Raw genomic sequence first — 20,520 nt, forward strand, 5'->3', positions numbered from 1 at the left:
TCTAAAGATATGTCGGCACGAACAAATCCGAATGGTCAATGGTCGTTCGGGTAGGCTAAGAGAGTTTCTAGAATAACAGTTTCGTGTTCCATCTTTGCTCAATGGCGAATGCAAGATCCCTCGAGATATCTAAGGTAGGCGAAAATGCTCAAAAAAATACTCGTAGCAAACCGTGGTGAGATTGCGATTCGTGCCTTTCGTGCCGCCTCTGAGCTTCGCATTTCAACAGTTGGCATCTATGCATACGAAGATCGGTATTCCCTCCATCGTCAAAAGTCAGACGAAAGCTACCAAATTGGCGAACCGGGTCACCCTCTTCGATCCTATCTAAATGTCGATTCGATAATCGAAATCGCCCTAAAGTCACAGGCTGATGGAATATATCCGGGATATGGCTTTCTCTCGGAAAACCCCTTACTCTCGGAGGCCTGTGTGAAGGCAGGGATCAAGTTCATAGGACCATCAACCGGCGCTCTCGAACTGGCTGGAAACAAGATGAACGCAGTGGCTGCAGCTCGTCGAGCCGGCATTCCGACCCTCAAGTCTCTAGGACCCGTCACGGCCTTGGACGACCTTTCGGAGATAATCTCAACTTTTCACTTTCCACTTTTCGTAAAAGCCTCAGCCGGCGGAGGTGGCCGCGGTCTTCGAAAGGTGGACTCCCCCGATCAGCTAAGCAACGCGATTACCAGCGCAAGCACCGAAGCGCAACTTGCATTCGGTGACCCGACAATCTTTATTGAAGAGGCGGTCATTGCGCCACGCCACATTGAGGTGCAGATTCTTGCTGATGAATACGGCGAGGTGGTTCATCTCTTCGAAAGGGACTGTTCGATACAACGCCGCCATCAAAAGGTAGTTGAGATCGCACCCGCTCCAAATCTATCGCCCGACATCAGAGAGAAGATCTGCAATGACGCGGTGAAATTCGCAGCCTCAATTGGATATTCGAATGCCGGAACGGTGGAATTCCTGCTCGACTCGAAGAACCGTCATGTCTTCATTGAGATGAATCCTCGAATTCAAGTTGAACACACAGTCACCGAAGAGGTAACCGGGGTTGACATCGTCCAAGCGCAGATCAAAATCGCATCCGGACAAAGCTTAACTGACTTAGAAATTCGACAGGAAGGAATCACAACGAGGGGCAGCGCGCTCCAATGTCGCATAACCACCGAAGATCCATCTGATAACTTTAGACCAGATACCGGTAGAATCTCGGCATATCGTGCTCCAGGTGGCGCTGGCATTCGCCTTGATGAAAGCACCTATTCCGGAGCACAAGTCCTTCCCTACTTTGATTCGATGCTAGTCAAGCTCACCACCCGGGGCCACGACTATCGAGAGGCGATTCAACGTGCCGACCGAGCGTTGCGAGAGTTTCGAATACGCGGCGTGGCGACAAACATCGGCTTTCTCCAGGAGTTGCTAAAGGAGGAAGACTTCCGTCATGGTCAAATTAATACCTCTTACATAGAAAGTCACCCTGAACTCCTTAAGGCTAAGTCAGTCGCCGACCGCGGAACTAAACTCCTTACCTACATCTCTGACATCTCGGTAAATCGCCCCAATGGCTCAGCTCCGACAAACAGCATCCCAAACTCTAAATTACCTAAAATCGACTTGGCCTTGACTCCATCAAAAGGAAGTAAAAACCTTCTCAGCGAAGTTGGGCCGGCTGAGTTCGCGAGGCTGCTAAGAGAGCAAGATGCGGTTGCCATAACAGATACAACGCTGCGAGATGCGCACCAAAGTCTCCTTGCAACTAGGTTGCGCACCAAGGACATGGTGGCAGTCGCGCCTTACATTCAAAGGCTCCTCCCCGGGTTACTGAGTATCGAGGCTTGGGGCGGGGCAACCTACGACGTTGCTCTTAGATTTTTAAAAGAAGATCCTTGGTCACGTCTAGAACAGTTGCGTGAGGAGATCCCAAACATTGCAATTCAAATGCTTCTTCGGGGCCAAAGCACCGTTGCATACACCCCCCAACCTGAGCCAGTGGCAAAATCATTTGTAAAGGCGGCGGTCAAAAGCGGTGTCGACATCTTTCGAGTCTTCGACGCCCTGAATAACGTCCAAATCATGCGACCTGAGATAGACGCGGTCTTAGAAAATAACGCCGTTGCAGAGGGAACCCTTTGCTATACAAGCGACATGACAAATCCAAAAGAGGCGCTTTACACAGTAGATTATTATCTAAGAATCGCCGAGCAACTTGTCTCTATGGGTTGCCACATTCTATGTATAAAGGATATGGCCGGCCTAGCCAAAGCACCGGCGGCGGCCAAATTGGTAAAAGCGCTTCGATCGAACTTCGATCTACCCGTACACTTTCATACCCACGATACAGCAGGAGGTCAACTCGCAACCTACCTAGCTGCAATCGAAGCCGGAGTAGATGCTGTCGATGGAGCAACGGCATCACTTGGAGGAACTACCTCCCAGCCACCTCTGTCTGCAATAATTGCCGCTTTAGAAAATACCCCCTACGATAGCGGCATTGACCTGAGCTCGGCACTTTCTCTTGAGCCATACTTTGACGCGGTAAGAAAGCTCTATCGTCCATTCGAATCTGGCCTTAGCGCCCCCACAGGACGTGTCTACCATCACGAGATTCCAGGGGGTCAGCTCTCAAACCTTCGCCAGCAAGCAATTGCACTGGGCCTTGGTGATCATTTTGAGCGAATCGAGGATATGTACGCAGCAGTAAACAAGATCCTCGGAAATATTGTAAAAGTTACACCCTCTTCAAAGGTCGTTGGCGATCTAGCACTCGGCTTAGTAGCTGCAGATGCTGACCCGACTGACTTTGAAGAAAACCCTTCGTCATATGATATTCCAGACAGTGTGATAGGTTTTCTCCAAGGTGAGTTAGGCGTACCCGCTAGTGGATGGCCAGAGCCCTTTCGTACCAAAGCACTAACTAATCGCACCTCAAAATATCTAGGGCCCAAAGTGCTAGACCAAGAGAGCCTAGATGCCCTTGAAGCTCCAAATCCCAGAGCTACTTTGAGCCGTCTTTTGTTTCCTGGACCCGCAAAGGAGTACGAAGAGTCGCTTGATAAATATGGTTCGCTATCGGTATTGGATACCAAGACCTTCTTTTACGGTCTGGAGATCGGGGAAGAGACATCTGTCAAACTCGACCAAGGAGTAGACCTCTACTTGGCTCTCGACGCCATCGGCGGAGCTGATGAAAGAGGGATTAGAGACGTCTATTGTCGCCTCAACGGACAGCTTCGAGTAATTCCAATTCGCGACAACTCTATCAAGTCCACTGCACCGAAAAACGAAAGGGCTGACTCTTCTAATCCCGGTCATATCTCAGCCCCATTTTCTGGAGTTGTCACCATAGCTGTAGCTCTAAACGACACCTTGAATGCAGGTCAAACAATCGCCACTATCGAAGCAATGAAGATGGAAGCTGCCATTACCACCTCAGTGAGTGGTCGCGTGAAACGAATAGTGGCCTCGGGTCCCACAAAGATTGAGGCAGGCGATCTCCTCATAGAAGTTGAGATATCATGATCTACTTGACCCTGTGAGACCTTGATCAATATCCCAAGAGATCCCGAGACTATGAATCTAGTTGTGTTATCTTTGTCATAGTAAGGGCAATTTAATGCAAAGGTTGAAATGGCTGTTGACGTAAGGTATAAAACGAGTGCAACCGCTTGGGGAGGTCGCCAGGGCAAGGCGAAGTCTCATGATGGCAAATTAGATATATATTTGACTACTCCAGTGGAGTTGGGAGGACCCGGCGGAGATGGGACCAACCCTGAGCAACTCTTCGCACTAGGCTACGCTGGTTGTTTCCACTCTGCTCTCAAGCTTGTAGCACGATCAAAGGGGGTAGACCTCACCGATTCAGCTGTATCTGTTGAAGTAGGCATTGGTCTCGATGATTCAGACGGGGGCTTTGGACTAACAGTCGCAATTGAAGCTGAGATGCCGGGAATCAATGAAGCCTTGGCCCTAGAACTGGTCGAATTAGCACACCAAACCTGCCCCTACTCCAAAGCGACTATGGGAAATATAAAGGTGACGCTCACGGTCACATCCGAGTGACACTGTAGCTCTCCAAAAAATTTAGCGAAAGTCTCTGACAGACATGGCCGATATTGAAATCATTGTCATGTCTGTCACAACTGTCAACGACCTCGATCTAACAGTATCGGCCAGCCGTTATCGTCAATCTCGGCATTGGACTTAGCGCGCGCCCACTTATTGTAGCCTTCCACCCATTTATGATGAAAGCCTGCCAAAACATCTGAACTCGTAGAGGGCTCCAAATCGGCTATGGCCGGATAAATAGTTGCCATCTCGCGCAGTACGCGATAGGTTACCTTACAGTCTTCCAAAGCGTTATGAAGTTCACCCTTTGCGACATTATATCGAGTTCCAAGAGCATCTAGAGTTCGGCGCCCCTTCCTGTATGGATCGTAATGGCGATCTAGGACTAATGTGTCGACAACACCAGGGCTAATGCCCATCTCACCCAAGCCTACGCCCAACTCCCTCTTCAACACATTATCCAGCAGGGATAGGTCATAGCTAATATTCATCCCAACCACAAACCAGCCATTTCGATAAGCACGCATCAGCTGATCTACGATCAGACCAAGAGCATCCCCCAGTGAAAGGCCATGTCGTCTTACCGCCGCGTCTGAGATACCATGAATCTTTGCGGCCTCAATCGGTATTTGGATGCCAGGATCAACAAGCGAATAGCTCTCTAGTACGCAATTATCACCGCTCATTATCAAAAGGGCGTATGAAACAGGGAGATCAACAAAAACGTCGACACCCGTTGTCTCAAGATCAAAGACTAAAAAAGTATTGTCGTAAAGCCAACTCTGCACCTTGTCCGTCTCTAATTGGCCACCTTCGTTACCCAGATAAGATTCAACATTCACGACAGTCCTCAACCACCTTTTGCAACCACTGAGGTCCAAATCCCCAAAGAGAAAAAATCGTGTCCAAAATGAAAGCTATCTCACATTCTGAGGTGAGATAATTTGTGAACTGCCTCTAAACACTACGTCGAAAATGCAAAAAGCACTCACTGATTTACTGGTCAATTTAGGATTTTCGCAAAAAAACAAGCGACAGCTTCCAAAACTTATCTATAGTCGCCATCAGATATCTGTAATAGAAAATAGACCATCTGTAATTAGAGAGATACAGTCCTAAGTGTCACTACGCTCCTCGCAGAGTCCGAGCGGGAATTGAAAAAACCCGGAAACGCCTCAACCATCCGGCTATCAACGCTCCGCTCAACATCACCCAAAACTTTCCCAAAAGCTGGCCGCCCAGCGCCAGCGAAAGTGGAATCCCGGCCAACGTTAGAAATACGACCGAATCGACTACGTCGGCTACAATTCCCGAAGCCAATACAGCAAAAGGAAAGTTCTTCGACTGCAAAGGCGTATAGATCAAAAAGTCACAACTCTCAGAGAGCAAAAAGGTAGCACCTGAAGCAAAAGCAAGATGAGCTGACGAGACCAATGTAGATACTAGAGCTCCGACAATAATTGCCAAAATCCCAACTTTGGTACCTGTTACACGTTGTAAAACGTCTCTAGCGACAAAGGCCGCCCCAGCAAGATATACACCCGATGGAGCCATCAAACCAAACCCTACAGGTAGCACATGAGCTCCAGGAATAGCCTTCCCGACATGACCAATCATCCAATTTGAGCCGCCTATCACAAAGACGTAGATCAAAAACGCAATGGCTCCTATAACCAATTGACTCTTAGATCTGTCAATTTCCTCTAACGCCATCGATTGATACTTCCCCTAAATCAATTCCAAAAAATCAAACACGATCATCAGCCCCTTGGGCCACGGGCCGAGAGACGATCAAAACTTGCAAATAGCTCTGCGATCTCATCGCGCAGTTCACTAGCCATTGGAGAGTTGCGTCGAATGGTGAGTGGCTTAATGGCTATTCCGCCTCTGACGTTGAAGTCACCAAAGACTCTTAAATAAAGAGGGTTAATCTTAGCCACGATGTCATCTGCAATTGAATTGACGCAGTCTTCGTGAAAGGCGCCGTGGTTCCTATAGCTGACAAGGTAAAGTTTAAGGCTCTTAGATTCAACACAGAGCTTGTCGCCAACGTAGTCAATATATATACTTCCGTAGTCGGGCTGTCCGGTCATAGGACAAAGACTAGTAAATTCCAGACAATCCAAACCTATGACAAAAGGAACTTCAGGACGCGGATTGTCAAAGACCTCTAGGAGGTCAGCCGTCGGCGAACTATATTCATAGTTAGTTGAGCCTGCTCCCAATAAACTCAGCTTCGAAGTATCGCTTACCATATAAATTTCACTCAGATTCCTTAAATACGTTTTCTTGAACTTCACGATAGAAACAGCCAAAGGCTTCGTAATGCCACAATCGCACACGGATCAACGAGGCTCCTAAAATAGCGGATCTACCATACCTAGACTCTCAAAGGCCCCCATGCGTATCAGACACGAGTCACAGCTTCCGCAGGGTTTATTAAAGTCAACTGGGTCATAACAACTATGGGTTATGGAATAATCCACTCCCAGGGAAAGGCCAAGCTCGATTATTCCAACTTTAGTCAAAGTCAAAAGGGGGGCGTGGATCGTTGTCTTTTGGCCCTTCTCAACCGATGCCTTAGTAGCTAAATTCGCCATAGCTTCAAAGGCGGCCAAGTACTCGGGACGACAATCTGGATACCCACTATAGTCGATCGAATTCGCACCTATAAAGATGTCGCTGGCAGAGATCGTCTCCGCCAAAGCCAATGCAAATGAAAGAAAAATCGTGTTGCGTGCCGGTACGTAGGTGACAGGAATCTCCTTAGATGCCCCAAAGTCAACCGCCTCGCCGCTTTGACGGTGAGGAACATCAATGGATGCAGTGAGTGCCGAACCGCCAAACACTCTCAAATCTATGTCGCAAACTACATGGCTATGAAGACCCAGCTCTCGAGCAACGCGCCGAGCCGCATCCAATTCAACAAGGTGGCGCTGACCGTAGTTAAAGCTCAAAGCATGAACGTCAAATCCTTGGCTCATGGCAAAGGCAGCCACCGTGGTAGAGTCAAGTCCACCACTTAGAAGCACTACACAATTGGCCATTACGACTCCTTAAATAGTAAAGAGATACTAGAACTAGGGACGATCCTCGACCGTTTTTGGGCCAAGTTCAAGATTTACTCCCAAATAGCCTATTGTCAATCCGCCCAAAGGACTTTGGGGAGGATACAAATCTTAATATTCAAAAACGAACCTCTCTTCATCAATGGATCCGCGTCAAGGCCTATCCAGAGTCCGAAAGATCCAAAAAAAGCGACCTTTATCCAATTGGTACCTTAGAAATCTGCTACTCGAAACCTTTCCATCTCGAAGAACTCAACCTCTCTCAGTCGAGCTTCGTCGACCACAAGACTCTCTTTAAAGCATTACCGGCGCCGATGATCAAAAGGGGAAAGGGGCCATCGCGGCCTCCAGTTGGATTAGGAGACAGACCCTGTGAGCAAAAATGAAAAAATGCGATCGCATTCTTATCGCCATCGCGAAAAAGATATCGGCCCCCTCCAGAAGCTATAGTCAAAAATAAGGTGCTCTAAAAGATACCTTCTAGATCCACGAATGATTCCTCTTATTAGTTCACGGAGCCAAATGCAAAAAAGAAGTTAAAAATCTCTCAAGCGCGGCCAGAGCGATACCCCCCTCTTCTTTGGACAATATGCCCAAGGTAAGCAATTGAGCCAAGATCGGTCTGGCCCGTCGAGATGGTCTTGGCGAGATAGTCTTGGCCGCCCAAGAAGGCGTCAAATATCACCAAACCTGAAATTGAATCCCATAAGCGACTGCGAGGTGCAATAATTCTTATTGGAACAATTTTGGTATAAGGAATGTAACATGAAAATTAATGTAACCAAGGATCCAAAGCGAATGGGATTCGATCCCAAGAGGCTGGATCGAATCGGAGAGCACTTCCAATCCTACGTAGAACAAAAAAAACTTGCCGGATGGCTAGTCTCCATCACGCGCCACTCGGAGCCCATTTACCTTGCTAAATCAGGTTTAAGAGACATCGAGGGTGGACAGGCGATAGAAGAGGATACCTTATTTCGTATCTATTCAATGACTAAGCCGATCACCACAGTCGCAGCGATGATCCTATACGAACGAGGGCTCTTGGATATAACTGACCCAGTCTCGAAGTACATTCCATCATTTGCAAACCTCCGCGTCTTCAAGCAAGGCTCCACTCAAGCCCCCTTGACCGTTCCAGCGACTGAACCAATGCGAATTTGGCACCTCATGACCCATACATCAGGCCTCACCTACGGCTTTCACCACGCACACACCACCGATGCGATCTACCGTGCAAACGGTTACGAATGGGGTTGGCCGCCAGATGTCGATTTAGCAGGTGCGTGCGATGCATGGGCATCGATGCCCCTAGTGGCCAATCCAGGAACGGAATGGAACTACTCGGTATCGACAGACGTTCTAGGTCGCGTCGTTGAGGTTGCCTCGGGAATGGGACTTGATGAATTCATGAAGAGGGAGATCTTTGACCCACTCTCGATGGTCGATACATCATTTTATATAGAGCCAGAACGCGCATCGAGACTCGCCGCGCTCTATATGCCAGGAGTAAATGGTGAAATCACGCGCCTCGATGCCTTTGGAAATGCATGTCTATCGCCTCAGAGAGTGCTCTCTGGCGGTGGCGGACTAGTCTCAACGGCAAGCGACTATGCCGCCTTTATGGCGATGATGCTAAATCGTGGCGAGCTTGATAGGGTCCGAATTCTCTCTCCTAAAACAGTAGATTACATGGTCACCAATCACCTTCCCGGAAACCAAGATATGGACCAGATCGGACGGCCAATCTTCTCCGAGTCAAATTCGGCTGGGGTTGGTTTTGGGCTGGGCTTCTCTGTTGTCATAAACCCCGCCGACACCAAATCTCTGATCTCCAAAGGAACCTATGCTTGGGGAGGAGCCGCCAGCACTGCCTTTTTCATCGATCCCAAAGAGGGTTTGGCGATCTCATTTATGACACAACTGCTCCCCTCCTCGACGTACCCAATTCGTCCAGAATTGGTTCAGTTGGTTTACAGTGCAATGGTAGATTAGCCATTCAAATTTGGCGGGATAAATCTATCCAAAAAAAGGATCAAACGACCACTGAGATATCGATCAGATCGTTTGGATATCGGAAGAAAAAACAACTGATGAGCTACCGGAGAGATTTTCATCTCCGATAGCTCATCAATTTCTAATTGAGGGAGACGAATGGACTACGAAGAGGCGCTTTTAGCCATCACTGGAGCGGGACAGTTCTTTGAGATCGTAGATGCCAAAATAAATGGTATCGAAATGAAGGTCTTCAAAAATACGCCATCATGCCTCGGAGATCTCTTTGCCAACGCAGCCCAGCATGCTAACGAGATTGCTGTCGTCTACGAGGACGAGAGGGTCTCCTATGAAACCCTAATGAAGCGCGCAGATGCGTTTGCAGACCTATTGGCAAACCACTATGGCGTTCAAAAAGGTGACCGTGTCGCTATTGCCATGCGAAACTTACCTGAGTGGATCGAAGCCTACATCGCTACTTTAAACATTGGAGCAATTGCCACTTTGATAAACGGCTGGTGGCAGAGGGACGAAATCGAATACGCCCTAGGTGATGCGACACCAAAAGTTCTAATCGCAGACACAGAACGCGCCAAGCGATCTCTAGCTCCCGCAAGTGAAAGAGGGGTACCGATCGTCGTAGTTCGATCTACTCCGGCTGACGACCTTGGAGAACTAAGGCGATTTGACCCAGCCACCTGGGAGACAAAGCCGTATAAGAAACCTGTCATGGACCCCGACGACGAAGCGACAATCCTCTACACCTCAGGTACGACAGGCTTTCCAAAAGGCGCTTTATCGACTCATAGGGCAATCATGAATGCAGTCTATGCAAATGGGGCTCGAGCTCAAATGAGCACCCTGCGGTACCCACCAAAGCAGCCGTCACAATGGCCAACTAGCTTTATCCTTGCGGTGCCCCTATTCCACGTAACTGGGTGCGTATCAGTACTTCTATCTTCACTAATTACGAACTCCAAATTAGTACTGATGCACCGCTGGGATCCAGATGTCGCCCTTGCAATAATCGAAGAGGAACATATAACCCACTTCATTGGTGTCCCTACAATGTCATGGGATATGCTCGAAAGTCCAAATTTCACCAAAACCGATACATCCTCGCTCTTGAGCATGGGTGGAGGGGGGTCGGCGGTTCCCCCAGAATTGATCAAGCGCATTGCAAATGGAATCAAAAACGGACGACCGGGTTTTGGCTATGGGATGACCGAAACTAATTCCTACGGACCGCAAATCGGAGATGACGAAGCACTTCAATATCCAAAATCAGCAGGGCGGTCCTTGCCTATTGTGGAGATTGCAATCCTCGACCCCATGGGTGAAAAAGTGCCCGTTGGCGAAAGAGGAGAGATCTGCTTCAAGGGCGCTACCGTCATTAAAGAGTATTGGAACAAGCCAGAAGCCAATGCTAAAACATTTGTGGATGGATTTTTGAGATCAGGCGACATCGGCCACTTGGATGAAAACGGACTCGTATATGTAGATGATCGAATCAAAGATATGGTAATTCGTGGCGGCGAAAACGTCTACTGCGCAGAGGTTGAATCTGCCATTTACGAATATCCTGCAGTCTATGAAGCCGCTGTCTTTGGACTACCACATCCCCGATTAGGGGAAGAGGTTGCAGCGTCAATCTACCTCAAGGAAGGCTCCAAAGTCTCGCCCCAAGAGATATCCTCTTTCCTTTCGAAAAAGATTGCAAGTTACAAAATCCCAACGAAACTTTACATTGAAAGTGATCCCCTCCCACGTGGTGCTACGGGAAAGATCCAAAAGCGCGAACTTCGAGACCGCCACGTGGACTAATCAACAAAGCACTACGGACAATTCCTGCTTCGTACGCGCCCATGCCCGACCATAAAGAGTTCTGCCATGGGCGCATACGAAGTTGAGATAATTGATGAGAAGCTCCGTTGAATAGTCTTACCATTGAAGATGAGTGCAACGAAGTCACCGAAACCTCAACAATTTATCTCGACTTATCTCAACAATGTATCTCTAGGGTCAAAGGGTGAATCTAGCGAAAGGCGGACCGTAGATCGTATCGAGATCTCGCTCGTAGTTTATTTTGAGACATAGTCACTCGCCAGCATTGAAAAGCACAATCGATCTAGATAAAGACCATTCAGCAAAATCGCCCGCACAGCTCGCGACTCAAGCGAAAAGCCACAACGCTTCGCTACGGCAATAGAGCGCTCATTATTGTCTGCCACGAATATCTCCAACCGATTAATTCCCAGTTGCCCAAAGGCAAAAGAAGTCATCTCGGCGACGACCTTGGTAATTATGCCCCTACGTGTGAAAGGGTCACCCAGAAAATAACCGATCTCTCCGGAGTTATTTAGTGGATCCAAAGAGAGCGAAGCTCCACCCGCCATCAAACCGTTAAACCAAATTCCAAAGTGATACTCCAGACCTGAAGAATAAAGTTCAAGGGCGCGACGCAAAAAATCTGCCTCGTCATCTGGAGACTTTGTCGAATCAACCCAAGGCAAAAATCTCCTCAAAGAATTCCTCGAAGAATTTACGAGCGCAAAGATCTCATCGGCATCCCGAGGACTTAAAATACCAACCTCGATAGAGTCGTCTAGTCTAGAACGCAAAAAGTGCATAACATTAATATGCTATACGACGACGACTAGTGATTACGATCGCTAAAGTTTGACCATTAACCGCTCTAAAAATGGATCCCCAGGCGTGCTAATAGACAGTTAGGGAAAGTCTTTCGATTTACAATTTGTGGATGGTCCTATCTAAAAAGATAAATTACTCCCTATTAGGCCGCTAATATAAAGATTAAATGAGGCCCTATTTCTTATCCTTCCTGCTAACAGCGATCCTGATCGTCCTTCTTCCTGGACCAGACACCATGGTGGTCGTAAAAAACATAATCAGAGGCGGTAAAAAGGGTGGACTTCTAGCTGGCCTCGGCGTCCTAGTAGGGCTTATGATATGGGTAGCAGCGGCCAGTTTTGGTGTTTCGGAGATCCTTGCTGCTTCAAGATATGGATACATGGCACTAAGGGTCTGCGGTGCTATCTATTTAACCTGGATGGGAATATCAACAATTCGAAGTAGGAGAAAGGATATCGAGGGCATTGATGAGAAATACTCTATTGGAGGAGCTAAAGATAGGGCGGGTCACCTAAAAAGATCTTTTAGCGACGGCCTCATGAGCGATCTCCTAAATCCAAAGATTGGAATCTTTTTCATAACCTTTTTACCCAGCTTCGTGCCCTCTGGATATCAGATCGGAACTACTACCGCACTCTTGGGAATCGTCTTTACCATCCTCACCGCGATCTATTTTTCAATATTGATTGCCATCTCGATGAAATTGACAAAATGGATGTCAAAGGGGTCGATTAGGTCACGGCTGTCAATCGGGACTGGACTGGTTCTAATTGGATTCGCGATACGGCTAGCTACCGAATAGAACCTAAAATTGAGGATAGATAGCCATTAAGTCTCTCTATTACCACCACCACGGGACAAAACTCTCTCCATTACCGCGCACGTTCCTCAAAGCGCCTGATCCAATCAAATCACCAAACCAAACACACCGCCTTGGGGACTCGCCTAAAATATAGCTGTATTCATGGCCGTCACCTTATGACATTGCCACGACCTAGGTGGCTGGAGTCCAAGGCATCGGCATAAACTCTATTCGGTCTGGTTCTAGCAGAACTCCTACCACCATCGTCGAACTAACTTCCAAAAGATTGAAAGACTAAAGCGTGCCCAAACACTCCTATCAAAAGCGTTCCACACTCGCTCAGTTCATCTCTCTGGCTCGGCCAAAACAATGGCTCAAAAATAGCCTTTTGCTTGCCGCTCCAGCTGCGGCGGGGAAGATAACCGAGATCCACTATCTTTCACTCGCCATTCTTGCCACCATAACATTCTCGCTTGGTGCCTCTGGCCTATATATGATCAACGACGCAAAGGACGTCGAGAGCGACCGTCGTCACCCAACAAAGAAGAACCGACCTATCGCAGCCGGAGCAATAGCCCCAAAGACCGCGATATTTGTTGGTACCGCTATAATTTTCATCTCCTTGGCAATCTCACTTGCCATTAACGGCCCATTCTTTCTGGCGATTTTGACCTACATTGTCATCACGATCAGCTACACCTACTGGCTAAAGAATGAACCGGTCCTAGATATCTCCATTGTTTCATTTGGCTTCTTGCTTCGCGCAATAGCTGGCGGACTTGCAACCAACCTACCTCTTTCAGTCTGGTTTCTCACAGTGGCAGCGTTTGGCTCTCTCTTTATGGTCTCGGGAAAACGCTACGCGGAGGTAAAGACAATGGGTGATGACGCAATCGACCACAAGAAAGTCTTGGGAGAATATAGCTCTGAGTACTTAAACTACGTACGATCCATGGCATCAGCCGTTGCAATTGCGGGCTATGGCCTGTGGACCTTTGAGGGATTCGCCTCACGGCCAGGCCAGATATTTGTACAACTCTCAGGCATTCCATTTGTAATCGCAATTTTGATCTACGCACTTGAAGCCGATCGTGGATTAGCAGGAAGCCCCGAAGAAGTCATTCTCGGCGATCGACGCCTTCAAATATTTGGTGCGATCTGGGCTCTCCTGGTCGCCATTGGTATCTATTATCCAAGACTCATCCATTGATTACAAAAGATCCAAACTAAAGATCGCTTTGTCCAAGATCAGCGACTCACACCTCGTCGTTATGTCTTCGAGCTCCCAAAACTCCATTTCTAAAAAGACAAAACCACCTATCAGGATGAAATAGAGATACCGTAGGCTAAATTATTCACCAGAAGGATTCGCTCTTTGGTATGCAATGCAAACTAATGATTTGCAATTTGAGCATCTTGGCCAAAGATCGGTTTCTTCTAGCGTCGCCTCGTACAACGAGGTAGATCTACCAGGGAGCAGCCATGAAGACACAAAGACAACTCCTAAACGGTTGGGGAAGAACTCAAAAGGTGACCTCTGAAGTAGTCGACCTCAAGCAGATAACTGATACAGAAAATATCTTTTCCGAAGCAAATGGAGCCGGCGTAATCGCAAGAGGAATGGGACGTGCGTACGGAGATGCCGCTCAAATCGCAGGGGGACGCGTCGTCATTCAAGAGGACCGAATTGACGATTCGCAGCTCTCGGGGAACCACCTCACCGTACATGGTGGCGTCTCTCTCAATTCTATCCTCAATAGTTATGTTCCAAAAGGATACTTTGTACCGGTCACACCGGGAACGAGGTATGTGAGCGTCGGAGGCGCCATAGCTGCAGATATCCATGGAAAAAATCACCACTTGGATGGCACATTCACCAATCACGTCTCTCAATTCGAACTAATAACACCTACTGGAACGCACCAGATAGATAAAGATTTGGACGAAGATATCTTTTGGGCAACCGCCGGAGGAATGGGACTTACAGGGATTATCGTAAAGGCGACTTTCGAGATGATTCCTATTGAGTCGGCATACATAAAGATGGAAACCCGAAGATGTACAAACTTGGATGAGTTGATGGCTGTCATGCTGGGAAGCGACGACAAATTTCGCTATAGCGTCGCTTGGATAGACCTGATGGCCAAAGGCGGCGACATCGGAAGATCGGTCCTTACTCGGGGCGACCATGCTATTTTGGATGAACTACATGGAAAACGTGCCGAACAACCCCTCAAATACGTTGCAAACACAAAATTAGAGGCACCCAAATGGATCCCCACCGGAACGCTAAACACAGTTTCAATAAAAGCCTTTAACGAACTTTGGTATCGCAAGGCACCTAAACTTCGACAAGACCAAATAGCAACACTGGCCTCATTTTTTCACCCACTCGACGGAGTTGGGAGCTGGAATCGCATCTACGGAAACTCTGGCTTCCTGCAATACCAATTTGTCGTTCCAAATGGTCAAGAAGAGACGCTCCGCAAAATAGTTGAGAGACTCTCAGCTGCCGGAGTGGCCTCATTTCTAGCAGTCCTGAAGCGCTTTGGTGCTGAAAATAAGGGGCTACTTTCCTTTCCACGACCTGGATGGACATTGGCCCTGGATATACCAATTGGCCAAGAAAATCTTTCTTCGCTTCTAAATGAACTAGACGATGAGGTACTTGGGGTCGGAGGCAGGATATATCTTGCCAAAGATTCAAGGGCGTCAGGGCCAACAATTCATAAGATGTACCCCGAAATCGACAAATTCGCGATGATAAAATCAAAGCTGGATCCAAATGGCCTTATAAAATCCGACCTTTCACGGCGGCTTGGCCTGATTTAGAAGATCGTCAGCTAATTTGAATGTTCATAGTCGTCATTCAATACATATGAATTAAATTTACTATCCGAGTTTAAAACTTGGAATTTTCGAGAGGTACCTAGTGTTCGACGCAATGCATACCCCAGACAACGTCCTTTTGGTTGGAGGATCTTCGGATATTGGAGTTGAGATAGCCAAATCATTAGCTCGCCGGGGAACTACTCGTTTTGTATTAGCTGGTCGGGACTTAGAGGCAATGCAACGCTCTGCAAATGCTATCTCCTCTGTCGCAACAGGTGAAGGGGTATCGGTTTCGGTAATCTTTTACGACGTCGTAGCAGAAAAGTCATACCAAGCGTTACTCGAAGTTGCAAGTACCGAACTTGAAACGATAGATTATGCAATCTTTGCCACGGGCGCGCTGGGCGACCAGGATGAAGATGAAAACTCACCTGCGTCAACACTGGAAATTCTAGAGATCAACTTCTCTAAATTAGCACCAGCAATTTTGAATGTTGCTAACCATATGTCCAAACAAGGCTTCGGACAGATCGTGGTACTCTCCTCTGTAGCTGGCATAAGAGTTCGTCGCTCTAACTTTATTTACGGCTCTGCCAAAGCGGGACTAGATGGATTTGCTATGGCCCTTGGCGAATCCCTCATCGACAAGGGCGTCAAAGTCACAGTCGTTCGACCAGGCTTTGTAAAAACCAAGATGACTTCCCACCTAAAGGCCGCACCCCTATCCACAACGCCCGAAGAGGTTGCCAAAGCCACGCTTGCGGCGACAGATCACCAAAATGCGTCCGTCTATGTCCCGTCCGCCATTGGATTGGTCATCGGCGTCTATCGACATCTTCCTCGAGCGCTCGCTCGAAAAATCCCCTTCTAACCTAGATCATCAAATTGCTGCAATGCCGACGATAGAACCAGGAATGGTTCCTATATTCACGTAGGCGTTCTGAATAATTGGAGCTGGGCCAAAGGCGTAGATCTTGCCGCTCGAACTCAAAATGTAATAGCCACCTTGAGGGGCAGCTGCCATTGAGACAGCACTTCCCCCATAGCCATTACTTGCGATAGAACCCATGTTGGCTGCATCTCCAAAGCAATAGATAGATCCATTTGATGAGACCAACCAATAGCCTTTACCATCTGGAGTCGAGGCCATGCCGACTATTGGAGAGGTTATATTCATTGCTCCAGTCGAGCCATAGAAAGCTGCATCGCCGAAGGTAAAGATGCCACCATCAGATGCTACCAACCAATAGCCTTTACCATCTGGAGTCGAGGCCATGCCGACTATTGGCTTATTGAGCTTCATTGCTCCAGTTGAGCCATAGAAAGCTGCGTCGCCAAAGGTAAAGATGCCACCATCAGATGCTACCAACCAATAGCCTTTACCATCTGGAGTCGAGGACATGCCGACTATTGGCTTATTGAGCTTTATTGCTCCAGTTGAGCCATAGAAAGCTGCATCGCCGAAGCTAAAGATGCCACCGTCGGCTGCAACCATCCAGTAGCCTTTACCGTCTGGCGTTGCCGCCATACCAACTACTGGCTTATTGAGCTTAGTTCCAACCATAGATCCAAAGACCGAAGCAGAACCCAATGCCACAACCCCACCTTGAGATGAATCTACATAGTAACCAGGTGTAGCAGGTGGTTGAGGAATTGTGGTTGGGGTTGTCGTTGTGGTTGCGAGGCTACCATTAGTCGAAAGGGCAATCCCCGATCCCGAAAAGGTAAACCAATCACTCCTCAATCCTGTGTCCCATGAAAACTGTTCGCCCGACATTGTTTGACTACCGCTTGATCCAGTAACTGTAATGTTGACGACTCGCCCACCATAATCGCCATATCCGTTGCGCTGGTCAACTGTAATAGCACTCAAGGTCCCAAGGGTGGGAAAATCGCTCTGAAGTTGCGAAATAGTCAAATTGGCATTCCAAGAATGATTCGTGTTACAGGCACTAGATGTACAAATCCCATCGTAGGTATCTACCACTGCTGGAAATGTTCCACCTGCCGTATAGCCACCTGTAGATGAAGAAAATTCCGTACGAGCGATTGCTCCGTTCAACATCAACACTTGACCCGCAGTCGCTGAAACCGCAGTGTCTGTATAGCTGCTCTCGCCTGCCATCCCACGGTAGACCTGGCAATATGTGTTATCACATATATCTGCGTAGCCAAACTCATTAGGGCTCGAAAGCGCATATGAACGCGCCTCAATGGCTTGGGCCATTAGTGCATACATTCCAGTAGGTTGGCTTCCCGCTGGAGTATTCGTATTGACAACATTTCCCAAAGTTCCCCAATAAGCCGGAGACTCTGAACCGACCACACCCCTTAGGTAATCTTCCACATCGACGACGTTGATCGTTCGCTCCGAGCCATTGTAACTAGCCCCATCTATCGTTCCTCGATAGTTATAAGGGACCCCACCAATACAAAGCGCCAAGGCATTTTGAGTGGTCTCGGTTGCATAATTCGTAGTATTTGGAGACGCGACCGCTTGAGCCTGCGGAGTCGAGCTCGAGAGTGCTGTCCATGTGGTAGTTGGCGAACACGACGTAGCAGTGGTCGAATCGATCTCCCAAGTTCCATTGGCATTTAAATGCATCCGGGCTTGTGCGTTGGCCGCAAAGGCGAACCCCCCAACCGTAAAAGGAGATGAATCTGTTACAACAATGTCATTGCCTGAATTCGCAGTAATTATTACCCGAATGGGAGTGTTCTGGACAACAGATGGAGTGGTATTTGAGTAGTAGTGTGCAAGTATCTGATTGGCATTCAAACCGCCTTGAAGCGCGTATCCAAGTTGGCCCCACTGACCCGCACCCCTGCCGTGACCCCAGCCATGGCCAGAGAATGTAATAATAGAGGAACCACTGGAAGGTGGCGTTGACGCACCAGCGGCAATCGGAGTTAAAAAAAATACCGATCCCGGTGACAATCCGGCAACCGCCGCCGTAGCAATTACAGTCGGCCGTCTCATCATAGCTAGACGTGAGGGCTTTTTGTAATATCTTAAACTTCCTCCTTGGTAATTCATTTGCGCCATGCCTCCTGCATTCTGTCGCTCGGAACATTAAATCCCCTAAAGCATTTGCTTTATACGTCAACTTTCGTCACAAAATCCGCAAAGCTTAACACTTCTAGTGATTATCAAGAAGATAATATGCATAAAAATTCATGCATTTCACAATTCGACAACAAATACAGAGGGCATAGCCACCTAAGGTGGGCTACAAATCGTCGGATAAAACGGCTAGAATTATCCATGTAAAGTCCAAGGTACTTGGACCTATTCGAAGCGAAACAACAACTGGATGGCTGCCATTTTTGAGGACAATGATAGATCGAAATTTGAATTAGCAGCTAAGAGCTACAGCGACGTGGATATCGCACACCTATACGACCAAATCACAAAAGATATTGACTCCCTGATTTCCGAAAAACGAAATCTAGGTCATTATGACCCGTCAATGTTGATTAGACTCAGACCCTCGTTCGAGACGATTTCAGGTCAAAAACTACCTGATAATAACGACGAAACCGATGCGTTGTTGATAATCCGCAGCTACGCCAATGTAAATGCCGACCCTCAAACTGCATCTGGAAGCTGGCTCGCCACAAAGGCTAAGCGTCTTATTCGAAAATCCATGGCATGGTACATTCTCTACCTAGTGGATCAATTCAAAAACTTCACAAAAATGATAACGGAGCTACTCGTTAGCCTCATCGCACGGTTGAACAACCTCTCGAGCCTATTCAACTCGGAAACGATCCCCAACGAGAAATTAGTCAGATACTCCGGTGCTATCAAAGCTCACGAGCTTCCAATCGATCTAGACACACAATTGGAAATCGAAATCTCAAGGGCCCATGGTCGGATCTTACTTGCATCGCCTACGACCTGTCTCTTGCCATTTGCAGAGAGAACCAATGGCGCTCTAGATCTATACCTGTTGATAGACGACGCAGAAAAAGATATTGAAGGATTGGAAACCTCCATCTATATTCGCAATCAGCCCTTAGCTACTCATTTAGCTTCTATCGCCGACGGCTCGTTGTCATTACTGATCATAGATAGCCTATTATGGCGTAGCCATCCTAAAAAAATCGTCGGGCTCATTGAGTTAATTAGCCGAAAAATATCAAACGACGGAAACGTCATTCTACTAGCCATAGATTTATCCGAAAAAAACGAATTCGACATTCAGGTTGAACAACGTTATTCATATCACCCAGATACAATCGTAAAATTGATGAACTATTATGGTCTAACTCAAATCGATGAGCCAGCAAAGAATTCGCAAAATTGGACATTATCCCGCTTCCAAAAGCGGGATCCACTTCCCCAAAGCTCCACAATCTGACTGCGCCGCAACTAAAAATGGTCATCGGCGAGAACAAGATCCTCAACAAAGCCATAACAACAGATGTCGCACGAGTTTCCAGATTTCCTCATCAAATTGAGCCCTAGCAATTTAAGGCCTCGAAATTGCTCAAGCCCCAACCCATCTTTCCGAAAATCAACCTATTCTCCCAGCTAGTTGAGTATGTGGTCTTACGTTGGGACACTACAAATGCGTCGCAATGGTCTTTATCCGTTTAAGGGGATCACTAACTCCTAAGAGACGGTAGATCTCTTTGTGAACCGGCTCAGAAACACCACTAGTGCGGATGTGATAGACGACGCCTTTATCTGATGTAAGAACTATGGTGGCTCGGCGGTGACTGTTGAGTTGCTCTTTAATGGTTGACCATCTTCTCTTATCGTTATTTTGCCTCAAGGTCAGCTCAATAGCACTAAGGAGGTGATAGGCAAGTACTGAGATGAAGAGGTGAGCAGCAGTTCGGCTAGCTAGTTGATGATAGACCGGTCGAAGTCCAAGATCACTCTTGAGGGATCTAAAGGCATCTTCTACTTTAGTGAGAGTCGTATAGATATTCCAGATCTCACCTGCATCTAGCTCGCTATGGCTGGTATCTATGACGTAGGCTCCTTGGAGATTATCATCTTTGGCTTTTGTGGGTTTTTCTGTAATAGTGAGATTGATTACTTTGTCAAAGCGTCTCTTTTTGATGATCTTGCCATGGTCTTGATGA

At 47.6% G+C, this 20,520-nt stretch carries 16 protein-coding genes; 9 read left to right on the forward strand and 7 right to left on the reverse strand.

Annotated features, from left to right (window positions below; all coding sequences use genetic code 11):
- Window positions 1-144: 144 nt before the first annotated feature.
- Window positions 145-3,528, forward strand: coding sequence for a pyruvate carboxylase (locus tag AXFE_RS07545; protein WP_052605285.1), 3,384 nt, complete (start codon window positions 145-147; stop codon window positions 3,526-3,528).
- Between the two features lie 108 nt (window positions 3,529-3,636).
- A complete protein-coding gene (locus AXFE_RS07550; RefSeq protein WP_052605286.1) occupies window positions 3,637-4,068 on the forward strand; it encodes an organic hydroperoxide resistance protein in 432 nt (143 codons plus the stop codon).
- A gap of 83 nt (window positions 4,069-4,151) precedes the next feature.
- On the opposite strand, the gene AXFE_RS07555 is transcribed toward AXFE_RS07550, so the two are convergent.
- The 4 genes from AXFE_RS07555 to queC all read right to left on the reverse strand — a co-directional run bounded on the left by AXFE_RS07555 (window position 4,152) and on the right by queC (window position 7,121).
- Window positions 4,152-4,916: an exonuclease domain-containing protein gene (locus AXFE_RS07555; protein WP_052605287.1), complete on the reverse strand. Its 765-nt coding sequence runs from the start codon at window positions 4,914-4,916 to the stop codon at window positions 4,152-4,154.
- 283 nt (window positions 4,917-5,199) lie between these two features.
- On the reverse strand, window positions 5,200-5,787 hold the full coding sequence (locus AXFE_RS07560) for a hypothetical protein (protein WP_052605288.1): 588 nt from the start codon (window positions 5,785-5,787) through the stop codon (window positions 5,200-5,202).
- Between the two features lie 47 nt (window positions 5,788-5,834).
- On the reverse strand, window positions 5,835-6,329 hold the full coding sequence (gene queF / locus AXFE_RS07565) for a preQ(1) synthase (protein WP_052605289.1): 495 nt from the start codon (window positions 6,327-6,329) through the stop codon (window positions 5,835-5,837).
- Window positions 6,330-6,431: 102 nt separating this feature from the next.
- Complete coding sequence (queC, locus tag AXFE_RS07570) at window positions 6,432-7,121, reverse strand: 7-cyano-7-deazaguanine synthase QueC (protein WP_052605290.1); 690 nt, start codon at window positions 7,119-7,121, stop codon at window positions 6,432-6,434.
- A 786-nt stretch (window positions 7,122-7,907) separates the two neighbouring features.
- On the opposite strand from queC, the gene AXFE_RS07580 reads away from it, so the two are divergent.
- Both AXFE_RS07580 and AXFE_RS07585 read left to right on the forward strand, forming a co-directional pair.
- Window positions 7,908-9,137, forward strand: coding sequence for a serine hydrolase domain-containing protein (locus AXFE_RS07580; RefSeq protein WP_052605292.1), 1,230 nt, complete (start codon window positions 7,908-7,910; stop codon window positions 9,135-9,137).
- 159 nt (window positions 9,138-9,296) lie between these two features.
- The gene (locus tag AXFE_RS07585) at window positions 9,297-10,961 is read left to right on the forward strand and encodes a class I adenylate-forming enzyme family protein (RefSeq protein WP_052605293.1); all 1,665 of its coding nucleotides are present in this window, start codon (window positions 9,297-9,299) and stop codon (window positions 10,959-10,961) included.
- Between the two features lie 257 nt (window positions 10,962-11,218).
- Here the strand turns inward: AXFE_RS07585 and AXFE_RS07590 are convergent, their stop codons facing one another.
- The gene (locus AXFE_RS07590; protein WP_160291771.1) at window positions 11,219-11,758 is read right to left on the reverse strand and encodes a GNAT family N-acetyltransferase; all 540 of its coding nucleotides are present in this window, start codon (window positions 11,756-11,758) and stop codon (window positions 11,219-11,221) included.
- 197 nt (window positions 11,759-11,955) lie between these two features.
- On the opposite strand from AXFE_RS07590, the gene AXFE_RS07595 reads away from it, so the two are divergent.
- The 4 genes from AXFE_RS07595 to AXFE_RS07610 all read left to right on the forward strand — a co-directional run bounded on the left by AXFE_RS07595 (window position 11,956) and on the right by AXFE_RS07610 (window position 16,294).
- On the forward strand, window positions 11,956-12,591 hold the full coding sequence (locus AXFE_RS07595; protein ID WP_052605295.1) for a LysE family translocator: 636 nt from the start codon (window positions 11,956-11,958) through the stop codon (window positions 12,589-12,591).
- Window positions 12,592-12,892: 301 nt separating this feature from the next.
- Entirely contained in the window at window positions 12,893-13,801 is a 909-nt protein-coding gene (locus tag AXFE_RS07600) for a decaprenyl-phosphate phosphoribosyltransferase (protein WP_052605296.1), read from the forward strand.
- A gap of 272 nt (window positions 13,802-14,073) precedes the next feature.
- Window positions 14,074-15,423 carry an FAD-binding oxidoreductase gene (locus AXFE_RS07605; RefSeq protein ID WP_052605297.1) on the forward strand — a complete coding sequence of 450 codons (1,350 nt, stop codon included), beginning with the start codon at window positions 14,074-14,076 and terminating at the stop codon, window positions 15,421-15,423.
- 100 nt (window positions 15,424-15,523) lie between these two features.
- A complete protein-coding gene (locus AXFE_RS07610; protein ID WP_052605298.1) occupies window positions 15,524-16,294 on the forward strand; it encodes an SDR family NAD(P)-dependent oxidoreductase in 771 nt (256 codons plus the stop codon).
- A gap of 9 nt (window positions 16,295-16,303) precedes the next feature.
- Here the strand turns inward: AXFE_RS07610 and AXFE_RS07615 are convergent, their stop codons facing one another.
- Window positions 16,304-18,460 (reverse strand): SpoIID/LytB domain-containing protein, encoded by a 2,157-nt coding sequence (locus AXFE_RS07615; protein WP_052605299.1) that lies wholly within the window; start codon window positions 18,458-18,460, stop codon window positions 16,304-16,306.
- A 277-nt stretch (window positions 18,461-18,737) separates the two neighbouring features.
- Between AXFE_RS07615 and AXFE_RS07620 the strand changes: the two genes are divergently transcribed.
- Window positions 18,738-19,787 carry a hypothetical protein gene (locus AXFE_RS07620; RefSeq protein WP_052605300.1) on the forward strand — a complete coding sequence of 350 codons (1,050 nt, stop codon included), beginning with the start codon at window positions 18,738-18,740 and terminating at the stop codon, window positions 19,785-19,787.
- A 204-nt stretch (window positions 19,788-19,991) separates the two neighbouring features.
- Here the strand turns inward: AXFE_RS07620 and AXFE_RS07625 are convergent.
- The coding region (locus AXFE_RS07625) for an IS1634 family transposase (protein WP_152625934.1) at window positions 19,992-20,520 on the reverse strand (529 nt) is incomplete at its 5' end.

The organism is Acidithrix ferrooxidans, from assembly GCF_000949295.1.
GTDB lineage: Bacteria > Actinomycetota > Acidimicrobiia > Acidimicrobiales > Acidimicrobiaceae > Acidithrix > Acidithrix ferrooxidans.

Bases quoted from the DNA above. Each gene is read 5' to 3' on its own strand.
- AXFE_RS07545 (WP_052605285.1), top strand. From the start codon at position 145: ATGCTCAAAAAAATACTCGTAGCAAACCGTGGTGAGATTGCGATTCGT.
- AXFE_RS07550 (WP_052605286.1), top strand. From the start codon at position 3,637: ATGGCTGTTGACGTAAGGTATAAAACGAGTGCAACCGCTTGGGGAGGT.
- AXFE_RS07560 (WP_052605288.1), bottom strand. From the start codon at position 5,787: ATGGCGTTAGAGGAAATTGACAGATCTAAGAGTCAATTGGTTATAGGA.
- queF (WP_052605289.1), bottom strand. From the start codon at position 6,329: ATGGTAAGCGATACTTCGAAGCTGAGTTTATTGGGAGCAGGCTCAACT.
- queC (WP_052605290.1), bottom strand. From the start codon at position 7,121: ATGGCCAATTGTGTAGTGCTTCTAAGTGGTGGACTTGACTCTACCACG.
- AXFE_RS07580 (WP_052605292.1), top strand. From the start codon at position 7,908: ATGAAAATTAATGTAACCAAGGATCCAAAGCGAATGGGATTCGATCCC.
- AXFE_RS07585 (WP_052605293.1), top strand. From the start codon at position 9,297: ATGGACTACGAAGAGGCGCTTTTAGCCATCACTGGAGCGGGACAGTTC.
- AXFE_RS07595 (WP_052605295.1), top strand. From the start codon at position 11,956: ATGAGGCCCTATTTCTTATCCTTCCTGCTAACAGCGATCCTGATCGTC.
- AXFE_RS07605 (WP_052605297.1), top strand. From the start codon at position 14,074: ATGAAGACACAAAGACAACTCCTAAACGGTTGGGGAAGAACTCAAAAG.
- AXFE_RS07615 (WP_052605299.1), bottom strand. From the start codon at position 18,460: ATGAATTACCAAGGAGGAAGTTTAAGATATTACAAAAAGCCCTCACGT.
- AXFE_RS07620 (WP_052605300.1), top strand. From the start codon at position 18,738: ATGGCTGCCATTTTTGAGGACAATGATAGATCGAAATTTGAATTAGCA.